This is a genomic window from Variovorax sp. UC74_104 (assembly GCF_044055375.1).
Classification (GTDB): Bacteria; Pseudomonadota; Gammaproteobacteria; order Burkholderiales; family Burkholderiaceae_C; genus Variovorax.
Genome location: NZ_CP171978.1, coordinates 4825575 through 4849716, shown reverse-complemented (window position 1 = coordinate 4849716; position 24142 = coordinate 4825575). Strand labels below are relative to the sequence as shown.

Sequence of the window (24142 nt, the reverse complement as noted above, 5' to 3'; positions counted from 1 at the left end):
GCGGGTTATCTCAGGTCGTCGGCGATGACCTTGACGATGCGCTCGGCGTTGACCGAGGTCTCGGGCGCGCCGGCTTCGTTGAGCACCGACACGGTGGTGGATTCGCCCTGGCCCTTGACCGAGATGCGGAACTTCGCGGGCGCCTCGGTCTTGCTCGAGCCACCGAACAGCTTGCCGAAGAAGCCGGGCTCCTTCTTGTCGGGGTTCGGCGGCACGTAGCGCACGAAGTAGACGCCGGCGGTGCGGTCGCGGTCTTCCACGGTGAAGCCGGTGCGGTCGAGCGCCAGGCCGACGCGGCGCCATGCGCGGTCGAAGCCTTCGCTGATCTGCACGACCGGCTGGTTGCCGACCTTGGAGATCGTCGCGGTCTTGGGCGTCGCGGTGGTCGCGGCCAGGATCTTCGACTGCTCCTGCGACACGCCGAGCTTGACCATCAAGCGGCGCAGGAATTCGGTCTCGAGCTCAGGATCGCTCGGGCGGGGCTGCCACACGGTCTGGTCCTGGCGGGAGTTGTTGTAGACCTCCTGCATGCCGCGGTGGCTGATGAAGATCTCGGTGCCGGTACCGGTGGTGCTGCGCTCCAGGCGGGTGCGGAAGCGGTCGAGTTCGCCGGTCGAGTAGACCGAGTCGACCAGCTTGCCCAGCGTGCCGCGGATGATGTCCTGCGGCAGCTTGGCGCGGTTCTCGGCCCAGTCGGTTTCCATGATGCCCAGGTTGCGCTGGTCGGTGGTCAGCAGGAAGCCGTTTTCCTGCCAGAAGTCCTTCACCGGGTCCCAGAGCTGGTCGGGGGTGCGGTTGACGACGATCCAGCGCTGCGTGCCCGAGCGCTCCATGCGCACGTCGCCGATGTTGGCCACCGCGGTGGGGATGCCCGGGGCGTTGGCGATGCCGGCCTGGTACGAGTTGGCGGTCACGGCGCCGCCGGGGATGGCGTAGCGGTTGTCGCGCGAGAGCTGGGAGAGATCGGGTGGGACTTCGAGCGTCGGGGCCTTGCCTGCGCTCTTGTAGTCGATCTTGTCGCTCTCGAGGACGGAGCAGGCGGCGAGGCTGGCAACGAGGGCCAGCAGTGCAAGTCGCGAAAGGTTCTTCAACGTCGTCTTCCTTGTTGGAATGGTTCGGTCAATCTAGGGGCCGCAGTGCCCGCCGCCATCTCTGAGCGCGGTTCGGGCAAAAGGTTGCTTAACCTTGCTGCGGCCAGGGGAAAGGCGGGTCCGGGACGTGCTGGAGAGGAGTGCTCAGCCCTTCAGCAGGCCGGTGGCGCGCAGGGCGCCCTCGACCGCGGGGCGGCTCGCTTCGCCGAGTTCGGTGAGCGGCAGGCGCAGCGTACCGCCGCACAGGCCGAGCCTTGCCATCGCCCACTTCAGCGGGATCGGGTTGGGCTCCACGAACAGGTTGCGATGCAGCGGCATGAGCTCGAACTGGATCTGCATGGCGCGCTTCACGTCGCCCGCCAGCGCAGCCACGCACAGTTCGTGCATCTTGCGCGGCGCGATGTTGGCCGTGACGCTGATGTTGCCCTGGCCGCCGCAGAGCATGAGCGCGACCGCGGTCGGGTCGTCGCCGGAATAGACGGCAAAGTTCTTCGGCACTTCGCGGATGAGCCACTGGGCCCGTTCGATGTTGCCGGTGGCTTCCTTGATGCCGATGATGCCGGGCACTTGTGCCAGGCGCAGCACGGTGTCGTGCGCCATATCGGCGACCGTGCGGCCGGGCACGTTGTACAGCACGATGGGCAGGTCGCCCACGGCTTCGGCGATGGCCTTGAAGTGCTGGTACTGGCCCTCTTGCGTGGGCTTGTTGTAGTAGGGCACGACCTGGAGCTGCGAGTCGGCGCCCACGCCCTTGGCGAACTTGGCGAGCTCGATGGCTTCCTTGGTGGAGTTCGCGCCGCAGCCGGCCATCACGGGCACCCGGCCCTTGGCCTGCTCGACCGAGACGCGGATGATTTCGCAGTGCTCCTCGACATCGACCGTCGGCGATTCGCCGGTGGTGCCGACCACGCCCAGGCAGTCGGTGCCTTCTTCGATGTGCCAGTCGATGAGTCGCCGCAGGGCGGGGTAGTCGACACTGCCGTCGTCGTGCATCGGCGTGACGAGCGCGACGATGCTGCCTGTCAGTTGCTCCAAGGGGGAATCTCTTTGTCGGTGGACGAAAGCGCCGATTCTACTTACTCCGGCGCCCGGCCAGACAGCGGCGCCGGGCCCCTTAGTTTCCCTTAAGGAAGCGGCGCGCCGGCAGGCCGGAATCGGCCGCGGCCGGGCGAACGGCTGCGATGCGTTGCACGAAGCGTTCGGGCTGTTCGATGAAGCCGTCCTCGTACGCCACCACGCGCAGTCCGGCGCATGCCGCCAGCAGCTCGCCCGGCTGCAGCAGGAAGTCGGGCCGCGAGGGCTTGCCGACGGTCTCGTTGCCCGCGGCGAAGGTCTCGTAGAGCAGCACGCCGCCCGGCGCCACGGCAGCCAAAATGTCGGCCATGCGCGGGCGCCAGAGGTAGTTGGTGACGACCACGGCGCCGAAGGCCCGGCCGGAGAAGGGCCAGGGGCCGGATTCGATGTCGGCCTCGACCACCTTGCCGAACGCGCTTGCCGCCTCGACGGCCTCGGGAGAGCGGTCGACGCCGGTGACCGCGTGCCCGCGTCCGGCGAACCACTTCATGTGCCGCCCCGCGCCGCAGGCCACGTCCAGCACCGACGTGCCGGTCGCAAGCAGGTGCGACCACCGCACGATCCATTCGGAAGGTGCACCCAGGCCGTGCATCGGCGCTATTTCTTTCATAGCAATGAGGCTCAGAAGCAGGACCAGATCTGGTCGACCAGCGTCACCAGGAAGTCCGGATGCACGTACAGCGCGAACACGCCGCCCAGCACCGCCAGCGCGGCGGCCAGCCAGCCTGCGTGGACGATGTGATGTCGCATCCGGGGAGTCATGGCCCTGTTTTACACGCAACCGGCTCGGGATCAGCCCGCGGCGCCCACCGGCTGCGGACCGCGCGGAATGGCGCTTTCCTTCACCGGCAGGTTGACCACCGCCGCGAACACGCCCAGCGCGATCGCGATGTACCAGACGATGTCGTAGCTGCCCGTGGTGTCGTACAGGTAGCCGCCCAGCCACACGCCCAGGAAGGAGCCGACCTGGTGGCTCAGGAACACGAAGCCGCTGAGCATCGAGAGATGCGCCACGCCGAAGATGCCCGCCACGATGGCATTGGTGGCCGGCACCGTGGACAGCCACAGGAAGCCCATCGCCGCGGAGAAGAGGTACACGCTCATCGGAGAGATCGGTGCGATCAGGAAGAGCGCGATCGACACCGCCCGCGCAAAGTAGATGGCCGCCAGGATCTTGCGCTTGGCCAGCTTCTGCCCCAGCAGCCCCACGGTGTAGGTGCCGAACACGTTGAACAGGCCGATCAGCGCCAGCGCGTAGCCCGCCACTTCGGCCGGCAGGCTGCGGTCGCGCAGGTAGGTCGGCATGTGGATGCCGATGAAGGCCAGCTGGAAGCCGCAGACGAAGTAGCCCGCCATCAGCAGGCCGAAGCTCGGGTAGCGGAAGGCCTCGCCCACCGCCTGCATCACCGATTGCTCGCGGTGGCCGGCCTGTGCCGCCGTCTTCGGCTCGCGCAGCCCGAAGGCCAGTGGAACGATCACCAGCGCCAGCACCGCTACCACCGCCAGCGCCGTCTGCCAGCCCAGGCTGCCGATCAGCCGGCCCTCGATGGGCGCCATGAGGAACTGCCCGAACGAGCCGGCCGCCGCCGCCACGCCCATGGCCCACGAGCGCCGCTCGGCCGGGATCTGCCGCCCGATCACGCCGTAGATCACCGCGTAGGTCGAGCCCGCCTGCGCCGCGCCGATCAGGATGCCCGCGCTCAGCGTGAAGAGCAGCGGCGTCGGCGAATGCGCCATGCCGAAGAGCCCCAGCGCATAGAAGATGGAGCCGCCGATCAGCACCTTGAACGCGCCGAACCTGTCGGCCAGCATGCCCGCGAACACGCCGAAGATGCCCCACGAGAGGTTCTGTATCGCCAGCGCGAACGAGAAGGTCTGCCGGCTCCAGTCCTGCGCCTGCGTGATCGGCTGCAGCCAGAGGCCGAAACCGTGGCGTATGCCCATCGACAGCGTGACGATCATCGCCCCGCAGAAAAGGACTTGCTTGACCGAGAGGGCGGGGGCGGCTGGGGATTGCATGACTTCGAATGTAACTATTCGCCTGCTCGAGCAGGTGGCGCACCGGCCAAAGCCATTGATGATTTATCGGGCGGGTTTCAATGCACGCAACGCATTGGTGGCATGCCTTGTCACAAGCCTTTGCTGCGATTCGTTACATTCCGGTGGTTTTCTGTTTTCAAATTCCTCCAGGAAGGATGTCGACGATGAGAAGAACCGCCCTGAAATTCATCGCCATTGCCGCATTGGCGCTGCTGTCGGCGGGTTGCGCCAGTAACGGCGGCACGAAGTACCGTGACATGGCCAACGTCCTTGCCAAGATCAAGCCGGGCGAGGGGCGCATCTTCTTCTTCCGGGCCGACACGCCCTTTGGCTCCGCGCTGCAGCCGGGCGTCCGCCTGGACAAGGTGGCTGTCGGAAAGTCGAGGCCCGGCAGCTTCTTCTTCGTCGACCGTCCTGCGGGCACCTACCTGGCGGCAACCGTGGCCGACCCCCAGAAAACGCTCGGTATTCCGCTCGAGGAAGGCGAAACCAAATACGTGCGCATGTCGCCGTCTTTCGGGCTCGTGACCGGCAGCATCGTGCTGGACTTGGAGACACCCGAAAAGGCGAAGGCCGAATTGGGCTGGCTCGCCTATTCGGGCCAGGCCCTCCTCGACAAGTAGCCGCTCCCGTGCGGGCCGCCGCCTGCCGAGCCCGGCAGGCTCCTGTATGGGTATCCAGTTGTTTGGCGGGTACTGACTACAATCCGCCCCCATGGCGACTCCCCCCAAGACTCCCCCCAGTTCATCGTCCGCATCCTCCGGCTATTCGGAAGGCTCCATCCGCGTGCTCAAGGGCCTCGAGCCCGTCAAGCAGCGCCCGGGCATGTACACCCGCACCGACAACCCGCTGCACATCATCCAGGAAGTGCTCGACAACGCCGCCGACGAGGCGCTCGCGGGCCACGGCAAGAAGATCAAGGTCACGCTGCACGCCGACGGCTCGGTCAGCGTGGAAGACGACGGCCGGGGCATTCCCTTCGGCCTTCATCCGGAAGAGAAGGCGCCCGTGGTCGAGCTGGTCTACACCCGGCTGCATGCCGGCGGCAAGTTCGACAAGGGCTCGGGCGGCGCCTACAGCTTCTCGGGCGGCCTGCACGGCGTGGGCGTGTCGGTGACCAATGCGCTGTCGAAGCGCCTCGAGGTGGCCACGCACCGCGAGGGCTCGGTCGCGAAGCTGGCCTTCAGCGGCGGCGACGTGATCGAGGCGCTGGAGGTCCGCAAGCTCGAGGCCGGCGAGCGCAAGCAGGGCACCACGGTTCGTGCCTGGCCCGACGCCAAGTACTTCGAGACCGCCGCGCTGCCCATGGGCGAACTCACCCACCTGCTGCGCAGCAAGGCCGTGCTGATGCCGGGCGTGAGCGTCACGCTCGTCAACGAGAAGACCAAGGAAACGCAGCAGTGGCTCTACAAGGGCGGCCTGAGCGACTACCTGATGCAGACGCTCAACGGCGACCCGGTCATTCCGCTGTTCGAAGGCAGCGGCCACGCCGACAAGAACGCGGACAACTTCGCCGAGGGCGAGGGTGCCGACTGGGCCGTCGCCTTCACCGAGGAAGGCCAGCCGGTGCGTGAGAGCTACGTCAACCTCATTCCGACCAGCGCCGGCGGCACGCACGAAAGCGGCCTGCGCGACGGCCTGTTCAATGCGGTGAAGAGCTTCATCGAGCTGCACTCGCTGCTGCCCAAGGGCGTGAAGCTGCTGCCCGAGGACGTGTTCGCGCGCGCCTCGTATGTGTTGAGCGCCAAGGTGCTCGACCCGCAGTTCCAGGGCCAGATCAAGGAGCGCCTGAACTCGCGCGACGCAGTGCGCCTCGTGTCGAGCTTCGTGCGCCCCGCGCTGGAGCTGTGGCTCAACCAGCACGTCGACTACGGCCGCAAGCTGGCCGAACTGGCCATCAAGGCCGCCCAGACCCGCCAGCGCGCCGGCCAGAAGGTCGAGAAGCGAAAAGGCTCCGGCGTGGCCGTGCTGCCCGGCAAGCTCACCGATTGCGAGAGCAAGGACATCAGCCACAACGAAGTCTTCCTGGTCGAGGGCGATTCCGCCGGCGGCAGCGCCAAGATGGGCCGCGACAAGGAAAGCCAGGCCATTCTTCCGCTGCGCGGCAAGGTGCTCAACACCTGGGAAGTGGAGCGCGATCGGCTCTTCGCCAACACCGAAATCCACGACATCTCGGTTGCCATCGGCGTCGATCCGCACGGCCCCGGCGATTCGCCCGACCTCAGCGGCCTGCGCTACGGCAAGATCTGCATCCTGAGCGACGCCGACGTGGACGGCTCCCACATCCAGGTGCTGCTGCTCACGCTTTTCTTCCGGCACTTTCCGAAACTCATCGAAGCCGGCCACGTGTATGTCGCGAAGCCGCCATTGTTCCGGGTCGATGCCCCCGCGCGCGGCAAGAAACCGGCCTCCAAGGTCTATGCTCTGGACGAAGGCGAACTGACCGCCACGCTCGACAAGCTCCGCAAGGACGGCGTGCGCGAAGGCGCCTGGAGCATCAGCCGCTTCAAGGGCCTGGGCGAAATGAGCGCGGAACAATTGTGGGAAACCACGCTCAATCCCGACACCCGGCGCCTGATGCAGGTCCAATTGGGCCGCTTCGATTTCACGTCCACCCAGGGCGAAATCACCAAGCTGATGGGCAAGGGCGAAGCGGCGGCGCGGCGCGAGCTCATGGAGTTGCGCGCCGATGACGTCGATATCGACGTCTGATTCCGGCCGGGACATTTCTCACGACAGGGCATGAACGGACACAAGATCATTTGCGGTTCGCTGGCAGGGGCTTGCGTTGCTGGAGCAGCAGGCCTGCTGCTGGCGGAGCGCGACCAGGTCGGGCAGGCCGCGAACATGTTCTTCGCCGGAATCTGCATCCTGCTGGCATTCGTGTTCGTCTGGATGGGTTGGTGGGACGACGCGGTCAACGACAACGCCGAGCCCAGCCGCGTCGAGCGGGTTGTCGCTACCACGTGGCTCTGGACGCGCCGCATCCTTTGCTGGAGCGCTGCGCTCATCTTCCTGGGACTGGCCGTGTCGATGATCTTCACCGGCATCGAGGTCGAACATCTGCCCGTCTTTTTCGCAGTGCTCGCGCTGGGCGGCATGTCGCTCTGGGTCGGACTAAAGGGCGGCGGCCATGCGAAGAGCATGGGCGACGATGCCGCCGTTCACGCCGAGCGCCGCAAGCGCTACGGCTGGTGGTTCTGAAGGCAGGACCCGCATCGCCATGAAACGCTGGTTCCGTCCATTCATGCTGTGTGCAGCGCTCGTGCTGTCGCAGCAGGCTGCGCACGCCACCGACATCTACGGCTACATCGACAGCAAGGGCAACGCGCACTTCGCCTCCGAGAAGCTCGACGAGCGCTACCAGATCTTCTTCCGCGGCGGCCAGAGCTTCGATACCGCCAACGGCATCGCCCCGCTGGGCCGCGGCGTGGGCAAGCTCGACGGCAAGGTGCCGCCGGCCTCGCAGAGCCTGCTGGCGATGTTCGAGGCTTCGCCGAGCTACAAGACCGCCAAGTCGGCGCTGCGCGATGCGGCGAGCAAGCACGCGATCGACTACGAACTGCTGCAGGCGCTGGTGGCCACCGAGTCGGGCTTCGACGCGCAGGCCGTCTCGCCCAAGGGCGCGATGGGCCTGATGCAGCTCATGCCCGCCACCGCGCAGCGCTACGGCGTCGCGGCGGACAAGCGCGCGACCATCGAGAAGAAGCTGTTCGATCCGCGCATCAACATCGCCGCCGGCTCGCGCTACCTGCGCGACCTGATCGCGATGTTCCCGGGGCAGATCGAGCTCGCGCTGGCCGCCTACAACGCGGGCGAGGGCGCGGTGCAGCGCGCGGGCAACAAGATCCCGAACTACAAGGAAACGCAGAACTACGTGCAGACGGTGCTGCAGCTGTATGCGTACCTGAAGCCCTCCGTTGCCACCGGCGGCAGCGCGGTCGCACGCGGCGGCAAGACGCCGGGGCGCATCCGCATGGAGCTGACCGTGCCGCAGGGCGGCGCGCTCGGCCGCGGCAACATGCCGTCGGACGCGCCCCGCAACATGCCGGCCATGCCCGACATCCCCGAGCCGTCGACAGTGCCTACGGGCGCGGCTGATGCGCCACCGGGCACGCCGATGTCCTGATCGACCGGAGGAGGGAGGAGGCCATGGATCGTCGAAGCTTCGTTCTCGCGACCGCTGCCGGCATGGTGGCGGGCACGGCGCGTGCGCAGCACGCGGCCACGCATGACACGCTGCCGGCCGTGCCTTCCTCGGCCGAGCCCTATGCGCGTCTGCAGGGCGGCGTGCCGCACCACATGACGCCCGAGCAGGAAGCCCAGCGCTTCATCGAGAGTTCCGCGCCGCCCGGCCCGCAGGGCCGCTGGGAGCCGCGCGCTGCATTGCCGATCCCGCGCAGCGAGATGGCCTGGGCCACTGCGGCGATGGGCCGCATGCACGTGGTCGGCGGCTATGGCGAAGGCAAGGTCAACCGCGACTACCACCACATCTATGACCCGAAAGCCGACCGCTGGCTCGACGGCGCGCCGCTGCCGCGCGGTGCCAACCACGTCGCGGTGACGGCCGACGGCGGCCGCGTCTACGCGCTGGGCGGCTTCGTCGAGCAGAACCGGCGCTCCGACACCAACACCTACGTCTACGACATCGCCGCCAACCGCTGGAGCGCCATTGCGCCACTGCCCCGTCCGCGTGGCGCCGCAGCCGCCGTGATGCTCGACGGCGCGCTGCATCTGATCGGCGGCGCGTCCGAGCCCGCCGCGGAGCGCGCGAGCGTGGGCTGGCACGAGGTCTACGACCCGAAGGCCGACCGCTGGTCCGCCCGCAAGCCGCTGCCGGGCGCGCGCGACCACGTGGGCTGCGTGTCGCACGGCGGCCAGATCCATGTGATCGGCGGGCGCTTCAACACCTTCGAATACAACACCGACCTGCACCACGTCTACCTGCCCGCGCGCGACACCTGGGAGCTGCGCTCGCCGCTGCCAACCGCGCGATCGGGCCACGGGCTCGTGGTGTATCGCGGCCGCTTCTTCGCCATGGGCGGGGAGGGCGGCATCCTCGTCGACGGCGTGCCGCGCCAGGCGAAGGTGTTCGGCCAGATGGAAAGCTACAACCCCGTCGACGACACCTGGCAGCGGCACGCCCCGATGACCACGCCGCGCCACGCCGTGGGCGCGGCCGTCATCGGCGACTGGATCTACGTGGCCGGCGGCGGCGCGGTGCTCGGCGGCGCCGTACAGTCCGCAGTCCACGAGGCCTTTACCCTGGGCTGAACGCGCAGCCAGCAACAACAAAAGTTTTTCTCACCAGTTCTTTCATGGATTCCCAACCTCCGCTCGATCTCCAGGGTCCCACCGACGGCGACACGACCCTGACCCTCGCCGACTACGCACAGACCGCCTACCTCGAATACGCGCTGAGCGTGGTCAAGGGCCGCGCGCTGCCCGATGTGTCCGACGGCCAGAAGCCGGTGCAGCGCCGCATCCTGTATTCGATGTCGCGCATGGGCCTGGGCTTCGGTGGCACCAACGGCACCGTGGGCGCCAAGCCCGTGAAGAGCGCGCGCGTGGTCGGCGACGTGCTCGGCCGCTTCCACCCGCACAGCGACCAGGCCGCGTACGACGCGCTGGTGCGCATGGCGCAAGACTTCTCTCAGCGCTATCCGCTGGTCGATGGCCAGGGCAACTTCGGCAGCCGCGACGGCGACGGCGCAGCCGCCATGCGCTACACCGAAGCGCGCCTGGCGCGCATCACCAGCCTGCTGCTCGACGAGATCGACGAAGGCACGGTCGACTTCATTCCCAACTACGACGGCAGCACCGAAGAGCCGCGCCTGCTGCCCGCGCGGCTGCCGTTCACGCTGCTCAATGGCGCCAGCGGCATCGCGGTCGGCCTCGCCACCGAGATCCCGAGCCACAACCTGCGCGAGATTGCCGACGCCTGCGTGGCGCTGATCAAGTCGAACGGCAAGCTCAGCGAGGAAGAACTCTTCGCCATCGTGCCCGGCCCCGACTATCCGGGCGGCGCGCAGATCATCAGCAGCGCGGCGGACATCGCCGACGCCTACCGCACCGGCCGCGGCTCGCTCAAGGTGCGCGCGCGCTGGAAGATCGAGGAACTGGCGCGCGGCCAGTGGCAGCTGGTGGTCAACGAACTGCCGCCGGGCGTCAGCTCGCAGCGCGTGCTGGAAGAAATCGAGGAAATCACCAACCCCAAGGTCAAGGCCGGCAAGAAGGCGTTGAGCGCGGAACAGACGCAGCTCAAGGCCGCGATGCTGTCGGTGCTCGACGTGGTGCGCGACGAGTCGAGCAAGGACGCCGCCGTGCGCCTGGTGTTCGAGCCCAAGACCTCGCGCATCAGCCAGGAAGAGTTCATCACCACGCTGCTCGCGCAGACCTCGCTGGAAACCTCCTCGCCGATCAACCTCACGATGGTCGGCATCGACGGCAAGCCCACGCAGAAGTCGCTGCGCCAGATGCTCAACGAGTGGATCGCGTTCCGCGAGATCACCGTCGAGAAGCGCTCGCGCTTCCGCCTGGGCAAGGTGCAGGACCGCATCCACATCCTCGAAGGCCGGCAGCTGGTGCTGCTGAATATCGATGAAGTGATCGCGATCATCCGCGCGGCGGAAGACCCGAAGGCGGCGCTCATCGCGCGCTTCAATCTGAGCGAGATCCAGGCAGAGGACATTCTTGAAATCCGGCTGCGCCAGCTTGCGCGGCTGGAGGCCATCAAGATCGAGCAGCAGCTCAAGGAACTGCGCGAAGAGCAGAAGAAGCTCGAAGACATCCTCGCCAGCCCCGCGGCGCTGCGTCGCCTGCTGGTGAAGGAAATCGAGGCCGACGCCAAGAGTTTCGAAGACCCGCGCCGCACGCTGATCCAGGCCGAGAAGCGCGCCGTGGCCGAGGTGAAGGTGGTCGACGAGCCCGTCACCGTCATCGTGTCGCAGAAGGGTTGGGTCCGTACGCAGAAGGGCTGGGCCAGCGAGAAGGCGGCGGGCAACGGAAACGGTGCGGCGCCCGAGTACAGCTTCAAGTCGGGCGACTCGCTCTACGGCGCCTTCGAGTGCCGCAGCGTCGACACGCTGCTGGTCTTCGGCAGCGCCAAGGACAAGAGCGTGCGCGTCTACACCGTGCCCGTGGCGTCGCTGCCCGGCGGCCGCGGCGACGGCCAGCCCGTCACCACGCTCATCGACCTGGATGCGGGCACGCACGTCACGCACTTTTTCGCGGGACCGGTGGGCGCGAGCCTGCTGCTGGCCAACACCGGCGGCTACGGCTTCATCGCCACGGTCGAGAACATGATGTCGCGCCAGCGCGGCGGCAAGGCCTTCATCGACGTGGGCGAGGGCGAGCAGCTGTGTCGCCCCTCGCTGGTGGGCGGCGCGAGCGGCGCCGAGCCGATGCCCCTGGCCACGCACGTGGCCTGCGCCTCGACCGGCGGACGCATCCTGACCTTCGACATCGCCGAGCTCAAGAGCCTGCCCAAGGGCGGCCGCGGCCTCACGCTGATCGACCTGGAAGCCAAGGACACCCTGGCCGGCGCGGCCGCCTACACGCGCAGCGTGAAGATCGAAGGCATCGGCCGCGGCGGCAAGGAGCGCGAGGAAACGCTGGAGATCCGCACGCTCAACAACGCACGCGGCAGCCGCGCACGCAAGGGCAAGGCAGCCGACCTGGGCTTCAAGCCGACCAGCATCGTGCGGGTGCAGTAGCCATGGGCGGCATCGACATCAGCGTCATCGGCGTCTTCATCGCCGTGGTCACCGGCATCGGCAGCTACGTGCTGGGCCGGCGCATGCGCGAGAAGCGGGCGGCCAAGAAGCGTGAGAAGGACCGCATCGTCTCGCAGGCGAACGAGACGCGCCAGGTGCGGCGCGCCCGCGAGCGCAAGGAGCGCGGCGGCTGAAGCTTGGCGGTCCAGAGCGATCGATGAATAGAAATCGCATCGCAATCATTCAACGGTGTGCTATTCGCGAGACTGAACGCCATACTTCCCTTTTTGAATATTTTTCTCTCTAAGATTGGTTTGCCAATTTCGGCAAGGGAGAAGAAAAATGTTCGATCACAATCACTACGTGCCTGTGCTTAAGTGGCGCATGGGCGAATACCAAGCTCTCATGCGGTTGGGAGAACTCGTCAAGGACTGGGTTACCCCTCTTTTCGAAATACCAACCGAAGGATGGAACTTCGAAACGGAAGCGCCTCTGCGCTCGCTCGATGATCATTTGGCGGGCTTCGGGGAAAAGCTGTTCTCCAAATGGGGCGCTCGGACCTGTTTTATCGACAGTCCCTATCTGGACGGTGCAAGCGTACTTTCGACAGGTGTGCACCATATGCAGCACATCTTCCTGCAGGCAAGGCAGGCCGGCTGTTCGGCGATTCCCGTGATTGGCCTGCAAAGGCATCCCGCTTATCTGGCGGCTGTCCAATTCATCGTTGGCTGGACGCAAAACGGAGTCTGCGTCCGACTGGAAAGGGATGATTTCGGACCTGGGCTTCAATCAACTCTTCAGTCATTGATTCAGGCTCTCGCCATCCCGGTCCGCTACGTTGACCTTGTCATCGACCTTGAGGCGTCAATTGCCGAGGTCCTGCCAATACAGGTATCGACGTGGTCGACCTGTCTTTCGCAGATTTCAGCGACGCCCTGGCGCACTCTCACCTTGGTCGGTACGTCATTTCCTGCAGCACTCGGTGCCGATCAATATCGCCCGCACGGACGGACTCCCAGAAGCGAATGGCTCGCATACAAGGAGCTTGTTCGGCAACTTGCGGTTTCCGCCAGAAAGCCCACGTTCGGAGACTACGCCACATCGAGTCCAAATACGGGAGAGCTCGATCCGCGCATGGTCGATCCCAATGCCAAGATCAAATACACGTTGAGCGATGAATGGATCGTGCACGTGGGGACGCAGGTCAAGCGCTTTGGAAGAGGGCAATATCAAGCTATGTGTCAAGGCATCATCAATGCAAGTCCCTCGTATTTCCCGGGGCCTGGCTATTCATGGGGGGATGCCTACATTCATGGCTGCGCGCTAGGCTCGGAGGGGAACGGGTGGCTCGTCTACCTGGCCCTCCGTTGCTACAAATCACCATGTTACGAAGGCTGTTCGGGACGTCGCCAGTTTTCACGGGACTTTAGCGCCTCCCTGATTTTCCGCCGGACGTCGCCTGGTTGAAAGGAATCAACGAACAAGCGATACAGGCCAGCGCGATTCAGGCCCATTTCCTTTTGAGTTGCGCCGTTTGCCTTCAGTACCTCGACCACCTCGTGTCGCCACATCAGATGTGCCATGTGAAAGAGCGAAGGGTCGGGGTTGTTGCGCAGTCTCCGATGCGTTTCGAGCTTCAAGGCACCTTTGCTCCCCATATGGACGACCTTGATTCCCCACCATGACGGGATCAAAGCCTGCGCTTCCGGCAAATGCGCACTACCCACGACAAGGGTGGCCCTGTCGAGCGAGCGGGAATAGGCCTCGACCTGCCTGGGCAACCTTGAAAGATTGTCTGCGTCGCTCTTGAGTTCGAACCCGTGCAAGTAACCATTCACGACGGCGATGTCGACGCGACATGAGCCGTGTTCCAAGCCGAGCTCCTGAACTATTCGGGCATTGGCATCGTTGGCATGATCGGCCAGCACGGTTCTCAGCACGAGCGACCGCACGTCGCGATCCCGGGTCTTCGGTGGCTTGATCGGCGTGGGGGAGGCGGACATGGCGGCCGAACTATAGAGCATCGCACTCGCAGTTTGCTCTTGCGACGGAACCATCGTCGAGGTGGCCGCGACAGCCGTATTCGCGGTGAATCGCTTCTATCGCAGGCCGACCCACCACCGCGTGTTGGTCCGCGCCGCTCCCACCGTCACCACTTCGCCGATCACCGGCGTCGCCAGCTCGATCTTCTTCGACTCCGTGAGGGCCGCAATGCGGTCCAGCGGGTCGTGCCAGTTGTGGAAGGCGAGGTCGAAGGTGCTGTTGTGCACCGAGAAGAACACCTTGCCGCGCAGGTCTTCGAAGGCCTTCACGCTCTGCTCGGGCGTCATGTGCACGGCGGGCCACATGCTGTCGTAGGCGCCGTTCTCCATGAGCGCGATGTCGAAGCCGCCGAAGCGCTCGCCGATCTGCTTGAAGCCCGGGAAGTAGCCAGAGTCGCCGCTGTAGAAGATGCGTTGGTCGCCGCTTTGCACCACCCATGAGGCCCACAGCGTGCGGTCGCGGTCGCCCAGTGTGCGGCCCGAGAAGTGCTGCGCGGGCGTGGCGGTGAGCTTCACGCCGTCGTGTTCGGCCGACTGCCACCAGTCGAGTTCGGTCACGCGATCGGCCGGCACGCCCATCGCCAGCAGCCGCGAGCGCACGCCCAGCGGCACGAAGTAGCGCTTCACGTCCCTGGCGAGGTATTCGATGGTCGCCACGTCGAGGTGGTCGTAGTGGTCGTGCGAGAGGATCACGCCCTCGACGGGCGGCAGGTCCTCCAGCGCGATCGGCGTCTTGTGGAAGCGCTTCGGCCCCGCCCACTGCACCGGCGACGCGCGGTCGCTGAACACGGGGTCGATCAACCAGTACTTGTCGCGCAGCTTCAGCAGATGCGAGGAATGGCCCAGGCGCACGACGTGGTTGGTTTGGGTGTCCAGCGCGTCGAGGGTGGGCTTGTCCAGCGGTTTCACCGGAATCGGATCGACCGGCACCGTGTCGATCTTGCTGCCCACGATGAAGCGCGACCAGATGCGCCATGCGCTGGCCTGCTGGGGCAGGTCGGGGTTGGCCATGTTGTGGAAGCCGCCGTCCTTGAACTGGGGCGAGTTCTCGTAGCGCGTTTCGCCGCCGCCCGCGGCGCTGCAGCCTGCGACGAAGGCGCAGCCGGCCGCGGCGAGCGCGGTGCCGCGGCGCAGGAGTTGGGGCAGGTAGGAGCCTTGCGAGCCGGGGTCTTCAGCCATGGGAGAGCCTTCTGGATTGTGTTTGTCGGATGGCCGGAGACTATCGAAGGCGCGTGTTTCAATGGTTTCAGCGATAGAAACATTCGGGCGGGAGGGGCATTCCGGTGCTATGCCATGTGCCGTATGGCGGGCATCGACGTGGCCCGGCACACTGCCGGACTTCATCGATTTCCAGGAAGCGGCAGATCCATGAGCAGCAATCGCTATCCCATCATCTACGTGCGCGGCTACGCCATGACCGAATCGGAGCGCGACGAGACGGCGGCCGATCCGTTCTGCGGCTTCAACATCGGCTCCACGGTGTATCGCGCCACCGTGAAGAAGGAGGCGCCGGCGCAGAAGTTCGTCTTCGAGTCGCCGATGGTGCGGCTGCTGGCCGACTTCCAGTACCAGAGCGTCTACCAGAACGGCCTGGACATCCTCGACCCCGACTGGAAGCCTTCGCCCGACGCCAACGGCAACGACGTCGACGGCATTCCATCGGCCTCGGTCATCATCTACCGCTACTACGACTCGGGCTCCGAGCTGCTGGGCGACGGCAAGGCGAAAGACGTCAAGGTGTACGCGCAGGGCCTGAGCCAGCTCATCCTGCGCGTGCGCGACCTCGTCGTGAAGCGCGAAGGCCCCTCGGGCTTCACGGCCGACGACTTCCGCTGCTACCTCGTCGCGCATTCCATGGGCGGGCTGGTGGTGCGCGCCTTCCTGCAGAACCCCGCGCTCGGCGACGCGGCCGCGCGCGCCTGCGTCGACAAGGTGTTCACCTACGCCACGCCGCACAACGGCATCGACATGGGCGGCATCAACGTGCCGGCCTGGCTCACGCTGAACGAGATGAACACCTTCAACCGCGAGAAGATGTCCGAGTTCCTGGCCACGCCCGCCGTCAACGGCCGCATGGACTACCTGCCTGCGGCGGCTTTTCCGCCCGAGCGCTTCTTCTGCATGGTCGGCACCAACCGTGGCGATTACGAGACCGCCAAGGGCCTCTCGCGCATGTTCGCGGGCCACGGCAGCGATGGCCTCGTGCGCATCGAGAACGCATCGCTCTGGGCCGTCGACGGAGCGGGCAAGACCCAGCCGGTGGCCACCGCGTACACCTACCGCTCGCACTCTGGCTACTTCGGCATCGTCAATTCCGAGGAGGCCTACCAGAACCTCACGCGCTTCCTGTTCGGCGACGTGCGCGTGGACCTTTGGTTCGACGTCGACGGCGTCACGCTGCCGCCCGACCTGCCGAAGGGCGCCGACGTCGATGCGCTCTACCAGGTCGAACTGCTGGCCGCGCCGCGCGGCAAGCGCTGGTACTTGAGCCGCCGCATCGCCGAAGAAGACTCGCCCGCCTGCCGCACGCACAAGGAACTGACCGACCCGGCCACGGCCGACCGCCGCTCCATCTATCTCTCGACCGTGTTCCTCGCCAACCGGGCCCGCGTGAAGCAGGACCGACCCACGCTGGCTTACGCCATGACCCTGGGCGTGCGCGTGCCCGACTACCAAGTCAACAACAAGTTCTGGCTCGACGGCCACTACGAGGGCAGCTCGCTCTTCCGCGACACGCTGATCATCGAGATCGCGCCGCCGCAGCCGGACGACGCAGCGCAGAACTGGAACGTCAAGTACGGCTGGCAGACCGACACCGCCGGCCGCGCCTCGCTGCCGATGAGCCCCAAGCAGCTCGCGAGCGGCAAGCTGCAGTTCGTGGTGCCGCTGTCGAGCCTGGGCGCAGCGCCGGCCGCGCCGGGCATCAGCGGCAAGGTGCGGCTGGAGGTGAGCGCCTGGCAATAGAGCGCCTGGGGGTTGGCAGTAGGGCGCCGGTCAGGCAGGGTCGGGCACAATCGCGCCGGTCAAGAACCCGCCGATCCGGACCCATGAAAACTGCCGTTCTCGTCATCGATGTCCAGCGTGGCCTTTGCGACGATCCGCCGCGCCCCCATGAGGCCCACGAGGTGATGCAGCGCATCAACGCGCTCACCGAACGCGCCCGCGCTGCCGGCGTGCCGGTGGCCTTCATCCAGCACGAGAACGCCGTCGACCTCGAATTCGACTCGGAGCGCTGGCAGCTTGCGAGCGTGCTCAACACCGATTCGCGCGACGCGCGCATCCGCAAGATCACGCCCGATTCCTTCCTGCGCACGCCCCTGGAAGCCTGGCTCTCCGAGCACGGCGTGAAGCGCGTGGTGGTCTGCGGCTATTCGTCGGAGTTCTGCGTCGACACGACAGTGCGCCGCGCTGCCGCGCTGGGCTACCACGTGGTACTCGCGGCCGATGCGCACACTTCGCACGACAAGCCGCACGCCACGGGCGCGAAGATCCGCGAGCATCACAACGCCACGCTCGCGGACATCACGAGCTTCGGCGTGCCGATCCGCGCAATCGCCAGCGCGGAAGTCGCCTTCGGCGACTGAAGAACACAGCCTGCACGAACCGCACGGAGCACGTGCGCGTTGCCTGAGCGCTCACGCGCTGCGTGACATGGCAACCTTGTGCAGAAGCTCGATCAAGATCATTTGCTCGCCCTTGGAGAGGTTGCCGAGCGCCTGCTGCTCTCCTTCGATGACCGACCGCGTCGCGCTGCTCGCAAGGGTGGCGCCGGTCGGGGTGGTGCGAAGGTGCTGGGCCCTGCGGTCCGTTGCGTGCGGCGTGCGGCGGATCAACTCTCGCCGTTCGAGCCGTTCGAGCCATGCGGCGATGTTGGGTGCCGTGACCGCGAGCGCCTTCGCCAGGCGGGCGGCCGACACGTCGGGGTTTTCGTGGATCAGGCACAGCACCGTGAACTCGACCGGGCGCAGGTCGAAAGGTGCGCCCACTCGCTCGGCGAACACTGCGTCGGTGACGATCGTCGCCTGTGCGAGCTGATAGCCGAGCACGTGATGCAGGGACGCTTCGACCAGCCGGCCGGCTGGTGTGGCGTCTACCGGATTGCTTCTGTTCTTGGGCATTCCGGGCATTGTCGTTCGGCCTCCAAGTGATTCACTGCCTGATCTAACTGAATCAGGGGTCGTGCTGGGAATGCAAACTGCTTAATGGAAAACCATAACTGGTTATCTTTGATAGTTAAGTAGATTAACTAATTGGCGCTGAATCCAGGCGTCAAAGGAGACATTCTTGAAGACCTCTGCATCCCTGATATTTGTCGCTTCGTTGCTGACCGCCTGTGGCGGAGGAAATGGCGGTGGCAGCTTTCTCGCCTCGTTCCCCGCGACCGGCACGCCGACGAGCACCCCGCCGGCCGGCAACGGCAATCCCGTGACGCCTCCTCCCGACAATCCGGCGCCGCCCGTCGAGACACTGCCGGTGCTCGGCGCGGCCACCGGCGCGGCGCTCATCGATTGCGCCTCGCTCGCCGGCTTCACCTTTGCTAACACGACCATCACCGCAGCCAATTCGATTGCCGCCGGCGCTCTGAGCGTCGCAGGCAAGCCGGTAGGGGCGCACTGCCAGGTGCGCGGATCGATGTATCAGCGCACGAGTCCGGTCGATGGCCAGAGCTATGCGATCGGCTTCGAGATGCGTTTGCCGGTGAACTGGAACGGGCGGTATTTCTATCAAGCCAACGGGGGGCTCGACGGCAGCATCGGCACTGCTGCCGGGCCGGTGGGCGGAGGCGGCGTTCTGGACAACGCGCTGAACAAGGGCTTCGCCGTGATCAGCTCCGACGCGGGGCACGCGGCACCCACGCCGTTCTTCGGCATCGACCCGCAGGCCCGCCTCGACTACGGCTACCAGGCGGTCGGCAAGCTCACGCCGATGGCGAAGGCGTTGATCGCGTCGGCCTACGGAAAGGGCCCGGACCGCTCCTACATCGGCGGTTGCTCCAATGGCGGGCGCCACACGATGGTCGCCATGTCGCGCTATGCGGACGACTACGACGGCTTCCTGGTGGGCGACCCCGGCTTCCGGCTTCCCCTTGCGGCCTCCGCCAACATCGTCGGCGCCCAGAACTACAACGCCCTGGCAACCACCCCGGGCGATCCGGGCACGGGCTTCACGCTGGCCGAACGCACCCTGGTCTCCAACGCAGTCCTTGCCAAGTGCGACGCCCTCGACGGCACAACCGACGGCATCGTGCAGGACACCGGCGCATGCCAGGCGGCTTTCTCCATCGACCGCGACGTTCCCACCTGCAGCGGCTCGCGCGATGGCACATGCCTCTCTGCCGACCAGAAGCTTCGCATCGGGCAGCTCTTCGCGGGCGCGCTCGACGGCGGCGGAAAGAAGATCTATGCGAGCTTTCCCTTCGATGCAGGCCTGAACACCACCGGCTGGTCGTCGTGGAAGTTCTCGAATTCATTGAACCTCGATTCGGGCGCGGTCGCCTTCGTCTGGCAGGTGCCGCCCGAGAACCCGTCCGGCTTCAATGGCCCCAACTTCACGCTCACGGCCAACATCGATTCGATCCTCGCGAAGATCACCTCGACCGACGGGCTCTACACCGAGAACTCGCTTTCGTTCATGACGCCGCCGAACCCGACCGATCTGAGCCGCTTGAAGAAGCGCGGCGCCAAGGTCATGGCCTATCACGGGACGAGCGATCCCATCTTCTCGAGCGACGACACGCAGCACTGGTATGACCAGCTGACCGCGGCCAACGGCGGCGATGCATCCAACTTCGCGCGCTTCTATCGGGTGCCCGGAATGAACCACTGCTCCGGCGGCCCGACCACCGACCAGTTCGACATGCTCGCTCCGCTCGTCAACTGGGTGGAGAAGGGCGAGGCCGCCGATTCCGTCGTCGCTTCGGCGCGCGGTGCAGGCAACGCGGGCGGCGTGAACGGGGATGTTCCCGCAGGCTGGTCGCCCACCCGCACCCGGCCGCTCTGCGCTTACCCGAAGGTTGCGCGCTACAAGGGCACGGGCGATATCGAGAAGGCCGAGAGTTTCAGCTGCCAATGAAAGGCTTCGCGGCTGGTAGCACTCGGCCCGTGAGCGAACTGCGTGGCCGTACTGCGCCCGTCACGCCGAATGAGGCGTGATCGGGTTTAGCAGCCCGAAGCAACCTCTGCGACGCAATCGACCCGCTTCGGCGGGTTTTTCTTTGCCCGCCGGCATGTATTCCGCGCGTAGCGTCAACGGCCTCAGGGCATCCGGCCAGTGGCGAGTGCGCTCGCCCAGTCCGGCCTGCCATTGGTCATCGCAAGCGCCGCCATGCTCGCGTGGTCGTAGGGCACTGAGATCAGCGTCACAGCCCAGCTTTCGTTCGCCAGCCGCTCGACGATGGCATAGCGCGCATCGGGCGAGCCCGTCTCGACGACGTGCGGATGCGGGTGGATGTCGTCATAAGCCTGCAGCCCGACGCTGCCCGGATTGACGATCAGCTGCCCGCCAGAAGCGCGAACCACGCGCGGCACGTGCGTGTGCCCGCAGGCGACGAGCCGTACCTGCGCATCGACCGTGCCGAGCCGCGCATCGATCTCGGCCATCGTGGCCGGCCTGAGCAGCGAAGGCTCGACCGTCTCCAGGAAGTAGTGCAGATCGCTGTCGGGCGTGCCGTGGCACAGCAGCACCTCGGCGCTCAATCGCAGGCTGTGTTCGAGCGAGGCCATCCACGCGAACTCCTGAGGGCCTAGTCGCGCGTGCGCGAACTCGTCGGACGCGCCGCGTTTGCCGGCAGGAAGGGTGAGCACCTGGCGCTCGTGGTTGCCCGCGAGATGCGTCCAGTCCTGCGCCATCAGGAAACGTGCGGTTTCCAGCGGCATCAGCGGGCCGGAGAGGCTGTCGCCCAGGTTGACGACGGTATCGACGCCGCGGCGGCCGACGTCATCGACGACGGCTTCGAGTGCGGGAAGGTTTCCGTGGATGTCGGAGACGATGGCAATGCGCATGTGCCGATTCTGAGGGAATCGCGAACCGAGTCGCCGCCACGAACACCAATGCCGAGTCGCACGGCTGCGAGCCAACTGCATGGCTATACTGCGCCCGTCACGCCGAATGAGGCGTGATCGGGTTTAGCAGCCCGAAGCAACCTCTGCGACGCAAGCCGCAGTCTCCGCAGGACCTGCGGCTTTGTCATTCGTGCTTCCAGTTTTGGCGGCTCGGATGGGAGGGCTCGCGCCCTGCCGGTTTCTCGCAAGAGGTTGGCCGGTCTGCTAACCCGTCCGAGCTGCCGCCTCGTTTAGCAGCGGGTGTGGCGGTTTTTGCAAATCGCAACCTCTGGAGGTCTTCCGTGACCAAGTCTGCCCGCGTGCTCAAGCACGCGCCGAAATCCGATACCGCTTCAACGCCGAAGCCGGTTCATCCCCATTCAAACGCAAATGCCGAGTCGGCTGCCCTGCAGGCGGGCGACGACGTCGAGGGCATTCGCCAGGTGCACAGCGCCTACGTGTGCCTCGAAAAGCTCGTCGTTCCGATGCAGGTGAACGAGCGCGAGGAGATCTATCCGACGCGATCCGAATTCGGCGCGCTGTTCCGCCTGGTCAACGAGGAGCTGCAACGGCGAATCGAAGCTGCGGACAGCACGATCAGTTCTCTGCGCGATGCTCTGGGGAAATCAGTCAATCCGCCCCAGGCCGCCACACCTTCGCCAGCGCCGCCAGCTTGCCCCTGAACCCCAGCCTGTCGTTCGACAGCGCATCGATGAAGTCCGAGAGCCGCTGCGACTTCACCATCGTGTAGATCGTGAGCCAGGTCGTGGCGACGAACACCACGCCGAACCACACGGCCTTGCGCCACAGCGGCGCCTCGGCCTCTGCCAGCAGGTTCATGCCGAGGAAGCCGGTGGTGATGGTGCCGATGAGGCCGAAGAGCGTGACAACCGTGAGCCGCACCACGGTGGCGGCTTGGCGGCGCAGGCTGTCGGCGTCGAGGTACGTGTTCATGTCGGCGATGCGCGCCTTGACCTCGTCGTAGAGCGGATCGAGCCCGAGGTGCGTTGCGCACATGTGGGAGAGGGCGCGCACCTGCGCCTGCTCGGAGATCTCGTGGAACCAGTAGCGGTGCGTGAAGCGCAAGAAGCGCTCGAAGCTCGCGCGGATGGCGCGCTTGAACTGCTTCACGCTCGGCGTGCTGCGGATGTCCAGCCGCTTCAGCGCTTCCACCAGCTGGTCGGAGAACATCAGCAGCGAGGCCTTCTGGAAGTGCGCGATGAGGAACAGCAGGAAGTGCTGATGCCTGAACTGCGCGAGCACGCCGCGGTCGCGGCAGCAGAAGAACTCGGAGCGCGCGTCGCCCACCACGATGAGCGCGTGGCCGTTGCACAGGTAGCGCGTGTTGGGTGCGGCGCCCGCGTTCACCCAGAAGCGGTCGTAGCAGTACTTGTGCTCGAAGTCGGCGAGATGATGGTCGGCGTAGGGCAGGTGTGCGTCGGTGGCGCCTGCGCCGGTGACGAGCGCCAGCCGCACGAAGTCGTCGCGCGTGAGGCGGCGCGGATCGTCGAGCGACAGATATGCCATCACCGGCATGCGGTAGTACTCGATCTGCCGGTAGCGCAGAACGCCCGCGTCTTCGGAATGGTCGCTAACGAGCGGCTGCATCAGGTAGGCCCAGTGCGCGGCGATGCGCGGTGCGCGGTGCTGCGCCACGTGCGAGAGAAAGGCCTCGCGCTGCTGCGCGTCGGAGCTCGCGAGCACGCGGCCGTCGACGCCCAGCCATTCGACGCTGGTCATGCAATGCAGCGCCGAACCGTCGGCTTCCCAGCCCGAGGGGTAGGCGCGGCCGAAGCGGTAGAGGATGTCCTGCGCCTGCGCGAGGCTCAGGTCGCTCGCGCCGACTTCGAGGTTGAGCATCACCACGTCGACGTCGAAAAAGAAGTAGAGGTCGCAATGGATCACGTCGAGCGTGACCGGTGCATCGCCCGGCTTCGACACGAGGCGCACGGCTGCGACGTCGTGGCGGCGGAAGATGCGCATGGGCGAGTCGCCGTCGCTCCCGTCGCCGTTGCCGCGCGAGCGGCCCTCGCCGTAGAGGAAGCGCTGCACGTACGGCAGGAAGCTCACGAACTCGTTGTAGTGCCGTTCGTGGAAGCGGCTGCTGTCGCCGGTGTATTCGTCGACCTCCTCGCGCCAGGGCGATGCATCGCCCATCTCGCGCAGCACGTGCCATGGCGCGTGATGGTGGCCGGCGTGCGGCGCGGGCATCAGCCGCAGGGGCCAGAGCAGCGCCTGCCTGAAGTGCTGCACGGTGGGCGCGCCCGTGGGGAGCGCATTCGCCTCTGTGGGCATGTTGGCCGCGGGTGGATTCAGCATGGCATTGAAGTAGGCAGAAGGTGGGACAAAACGACCACCTAGGGGAATCCCTATGAAATCCTGAAACCGGTTTCATATAAGCTGCAAGCATTGCTTTCAGGGTCTGCGCGCGTCTGCGCCGCGCAGCTTCAGGGTCCGCCCACCATGAACTACCAGTTTCAATTCGACGCCGTCTTCGCCGCCTGGCCGCTGCTGCTCAAGGGCACGTGGATCACGATCCAGCTCTCGCTCGTTGCCACGGTGCTGGGGCTGGTGGTGGCCATCTTCTGCGCCTGGGGCAAGACCTCGGGCCCGGGCTGGCTGCGCTTCATCATCAATGCCTACATCGAGGTGATCCGCAACACGCCCTTCCTCGTGCAGCTGTTCTTTTTCTTCTTCGCGCTGCCGGCCATCGGGCTGCGCTGGTCGCCGCAGACGGCCGCGCTGGTGGCCATGGTGGTGAACCTGGGCGCCTACGCCACGGAAATCATCCGCGCGGGCATCGAGTCGATTCCCAAGGGGCAGATCGAGGCGGGCAGGGCGCTGAACCTCAAGCCCTGGGAGATCTTCCGCTTCGTCATCATCAAGCCGGCGCTCAAGGCCATCTACCCGGCGCTCACGAGCCAGTTCATCTTGCTGATGCTGAGCTCGGCGGTGGTGTCGGTCATCTCGGCCGACGACCTGACCTCGGTGGCGGCCAACCTGCAGTCGCAGACCTTCCGCAGCTTCGAGATCTACATCGTCGTGGCCGCCATCTACCTCGCGCTGGCACTGGCCTTCTCGGCCATGTTCAAGCTGATCTACAAGCGCACGCTCAACTACCCGGACCGCCGCTGATCACC

The 24142-nt window shown here is 66.0% G+C and carries 23 protein-coding genes; 13 read left to right on the top strand and 10 right to left on the bottom strand.

The genetic code is table 11. The features are described 5' to 3' along the window. Positions 1–5: 5 nt before the first annotated feature. From bamC to ACHMXA_RS22720, 5 genes are all read right to left on the bottom strand, one after another. Positions 6–1091 (bottom strand): outer membrane protein assembly factor BamC, encoded by a 1086-nt coding sequence (bamC, locus tag ACHMXA_RS22740; RefSeq protein ID WP_176668185.1) that lies wholly within the window; start codon positions 1089–1091, stop codon positions 6–8. A 144-nt stretch (positions 1092–1235) separates the two neighbouring features. Further along, a complete protein-coding gene (gene dapA, locus ACHMXA_RS22735; protein WP_395321354.1) occupies positions 1236–2084 on the bottom strand; it encodes a 4-hydroxy-tetrahydrodipicolinate synthase in 849 nt (282 codons plus the stop codon). A gap of 121 nt (positions 2085–2205) precedes the next feature. Further along, entirely contained in the window at positions 2206–2775 is a 570-nt protein-coding gene (locus ACHMXA_RS22730; protein WP_176668187.1) for a bifunctional 2-polyprenyl-6-hydroxyphenol methylase/3-demethylubiquinol 3-O-methyltransferase UbiG, read from the bottom strand. A gap of 11 nt (positions 2776–2786) precedes the next feature. Next, positions 2787–2927: a hypothetical protein gene (locus ACHMXA_RS22725; protein ID WP_165909614.1), complete on the bottom strand. Its 141-nt coding sequence runs from the start codon at positions 2925–2927 to the stop codon at positions 2787–2789. A gap of 30 nt (positions 2928–2957) precedes the next feature. Continuing rightward, entirely contained in the window at positions 2958–4184 is a 1227-nt protein-coding gene (locus tag ACHMXA_RS22720; RefSeq protein ID WP_176668188.1) for an MFS transporter, read from the bottom strand. A 185-nt stretch (positions 4185–4369) separates the two neighbouring features. Here ACHMXA_RS22720 and ACHMXA_RS22715 point away from each other — a divergent pair, with 185 nt between their 5' ends. The 8 genes from ACHMXA_RS22715 to ACHMXA_RS22680 all read left to right on the top strand — a co-directional run bounded on the left by ACHMXA_RS22715 (position 4370) and on the right by ACHMXA_RS22680 (position 13387). Beyond that, complete coding sequence (locus ACHMXA_RS22715) at positions 4370–4828, top strand: hypothetical protein (protein WP_176668189.1); 459 nt, start codon at positions 4370–4372, stop codon at positions 4826–4828. Between the two features lie 91 nt (positions 4829–4919). Continuing rightward, positions 4920–6917 (top strand): DNA topoisomerase IV subunit B, encoded by a 1998-nt coding sequence (locus ACHMXA_RS22710; RefSeq protein WP_176668190.1) that lies wholly within the window; start codon positions 4920–4922, stop codon positions 6915–6917. A gap of 30 nt (positions 6918–6947) precedes the next feature. Next, the gene (locus ACHMXA_RS22705) at positions 6948–7409 is read left to right on the top strand and encodes a hypothetical protein (protein ID WP_176668191.1); all 462 of its coding nucleotides are present in this window, start codon (positions 6948–6950) and stop codon (positions 7407–7409) included. A 19-nt stretch (positions 7410–7428) separates the two neighbouring features. After that, positions 7429–8334 (top strand): lytic transglycosylase domain-containing protein, encoded by a 906-nt coding sequence (locus ACHMXA_RS22700; RefSeq protein ID WP_256099219.1) that lies wholly within the window; start codon positions 7429–7431, stop codon positions 8332–8334. 23 nt (positions 8335–8357) lie between these two features. Next, on the top strand, positions 8358–9479 hold the full coding sequence (locus tag ACHMXA_RS22695; RefSeq protein ID WP_395316395.1) for a Kelch repeat-containing protein: 1122 nt from the start codon (positions 8358–8360) through the stop codon (positions 9477–9479). Positions 9480–9523: 44 nt separating this feature from the next. Further along, the gene (parC, locus tag ACHMXA_RS22690; protein ID WP_176668193.1) at positions 9524–11920 is read left to right on the top strand and encodes a DNA topoisomerase IV subunit A; all 2397 of its coding nucleotides are present in this window, start codon (positions 9524–9526) and stop codon (positions 11918–11920) included. A gap of 2 nt (positions 11921–11922) precedes the next feature. Next, complete coding sequence (locus tag ACHMXA_RS22685; protein WP_176668194.1) at positions 11923–12114, top strand: hypothetical protein; 192 nt, start codon at positions 11923–11925, stop codon at positions 12112–12114. Positions 12115–12262: 148 nt separating this feature from the next. After that, positions 12263–13387, top strand: a complete 1125-nt coding sequence (locus ACHMXA_RS22680) for a beta family protein (RefSeq protein ID WP_395316394.1) — start codon at positions 12263–12265, stop codon at positions 13385–13387. Here the strand turns inward: ACHMXA_RS22680 and ACHMXA_RS22675 are convergent. Both ACHMXA_RS22675 and ACHMXA_RS22670 read right to left on the bottom strand, forming a co-directional pair. Further along, positions 13306–13923 (bottom strand): sce7726 family protein, encoded by a 618-nt coding sequence (locus tag ACHMXA_RS22675; protein WP_176668196.1) that lies wholly within the window; start codon positions 13921–13923, stop codon positions 13306–13308. The two genes, ACHMXA_RS22680 and ACHMXA_RS22675, sit on opposite strands and share 82 nt — an antisense overlap. A 96-nt stretch (positions 13924–14019) precedes the next feature. Beyond that, entirely contained in the window at positions 14020–15141 is a 1122-nt protein-coding gene (locus ACHMXA_RS22670) for an MBL fold metallo-hydrolase (protein ID WP_395316393.1), read from the bottom strand. Between the two features lie 189 nt (positions 15142–15330). Between ACHMXA_RS22670 and ACHMXA_RS22665 the strand changes: the two genes are divergently transcribed. Both ACHMXA_RS22665 and ACHMXA_RS22660 read left to right on the top strand, forming a co-directional pair. After that, on the top strand, positions 15331–16926 hold the full coding sequence (locus tag ACHMXA_RS22665) for an esterase/lipase family protein (RefSeq protein WP_395316392.1): 1596 nt from the start codon (positions 15331–15333) through the stop codon (positions 16924–16926). A gap of 83 nt (positions 16927–17009) precedes the next feature. Continuing rightward, positions 17010–17546 (top strand): cysteine hydrolase family protein, encoded by a 537-nt coding sequence (locus ACHMXA_RS22660; protein ID WP_176668199.1) that lies wholly within the window; start codon positions 17010–17012, stop codon positions 17544–17546. 51 nt (positions 17547–17597) lie between these two features. Here ACHMXA_RS22660 and ACHMXA_RS22655 read toward each other — a convergent pair whose 3' ends face one another. Further along, positions 17598–18080: a MarR family winged helix-turn-helix transcriptional regulator gene (locus ACHMXA_RS22655; RefSeq protein WP_176668200.1), complete on the bottom strand. Its 483-nt coding sequence runs from the start codon at positions 18078–18080 to the stop codon at positions 17598–17600. Between the two features lie 166 nt (positions 18081–18246). Here ACHMXA_RS22655 and ACHMXA_RS22650 point away from each other — a divergent pair, with 166 nt between their 5' ends. Further along, on the top strand, positions 18247–20034 hold the full coding sequence (locus ACHMXA_RS22650; RefSeq protein WP_176668201.1) for a tannase/feruloyl esterase family alpha/beta hydrolase: 1788 nt from the start codon (positions 18247–18249) through the stop codon (positions 20032–20034). Between the two features lie 182 nt (positions 20035–20216). Here ACHMXA_RS22650 and ACHMXA_RS22645 read toward each other — a convergent pair whose 3' ends face one another. Further along, a complete protein-coding gene (locus ACHMXA_RS22645; protein ID WP_395316391.1) occupies positions 20217–20963 on the bottom strand; it encodes a metallophosphoesterase family protein in 747 nt (248 codons plus the stop codon). 341 nt (positions 20964–21304) lie between these two features. Between ACHMXA_RS22645 and ACHMXA_RS22640 the strand changes: the two genes are divergently transcribed. Further along, positions 21305–21685 carry a hypothetical protein gene (locus ACHMXA_RS22640; RefSeq protein WP_371132286.1) on the top strand — a complete coding sequence of 127 codons (381 nt, stop codon included), beginning with the start codon at positions 21305–21307 and terminating at the stop codon, positions 21683–21685. Here ACHMXA_RS22640 and ACHMXA_RS22635 read toward each other — a convergent pair. After that, positions 21633–23321, bottom strand: coding sequence for a CorA family divalent cation transporter (locus tag ACHMXA_RS22635; protein ID WP_256099220.1), 1689 nt, complete (start codon positions 23319–23321; stop codon positions 21633–21635). The genes ACHMXA_RS22640 and ACHMXA_RS22635 overlap by 53 nt on opposite strands. Before the next feature lie 144 nt (positions 23322–23465). Between ACHMXA_RS22635 and ACHMXA_RS22630 the strand changes: the two genes are divergently transcribed. Beyond that, the gene (locus ACHMXA_RS22630; protein ID WP_126021763.1) at positions 23466–24137 is read left to right on the top strand and encodes an amino acid ABC transporter permease; all 672 of its coding nucleotides are present in this window, start codon (positions 23466–23468) and stop codon (positions 24135–24137) included. The last annotated feature ends 5 nt before the right edge of the window (positions 24138–24142 follow it).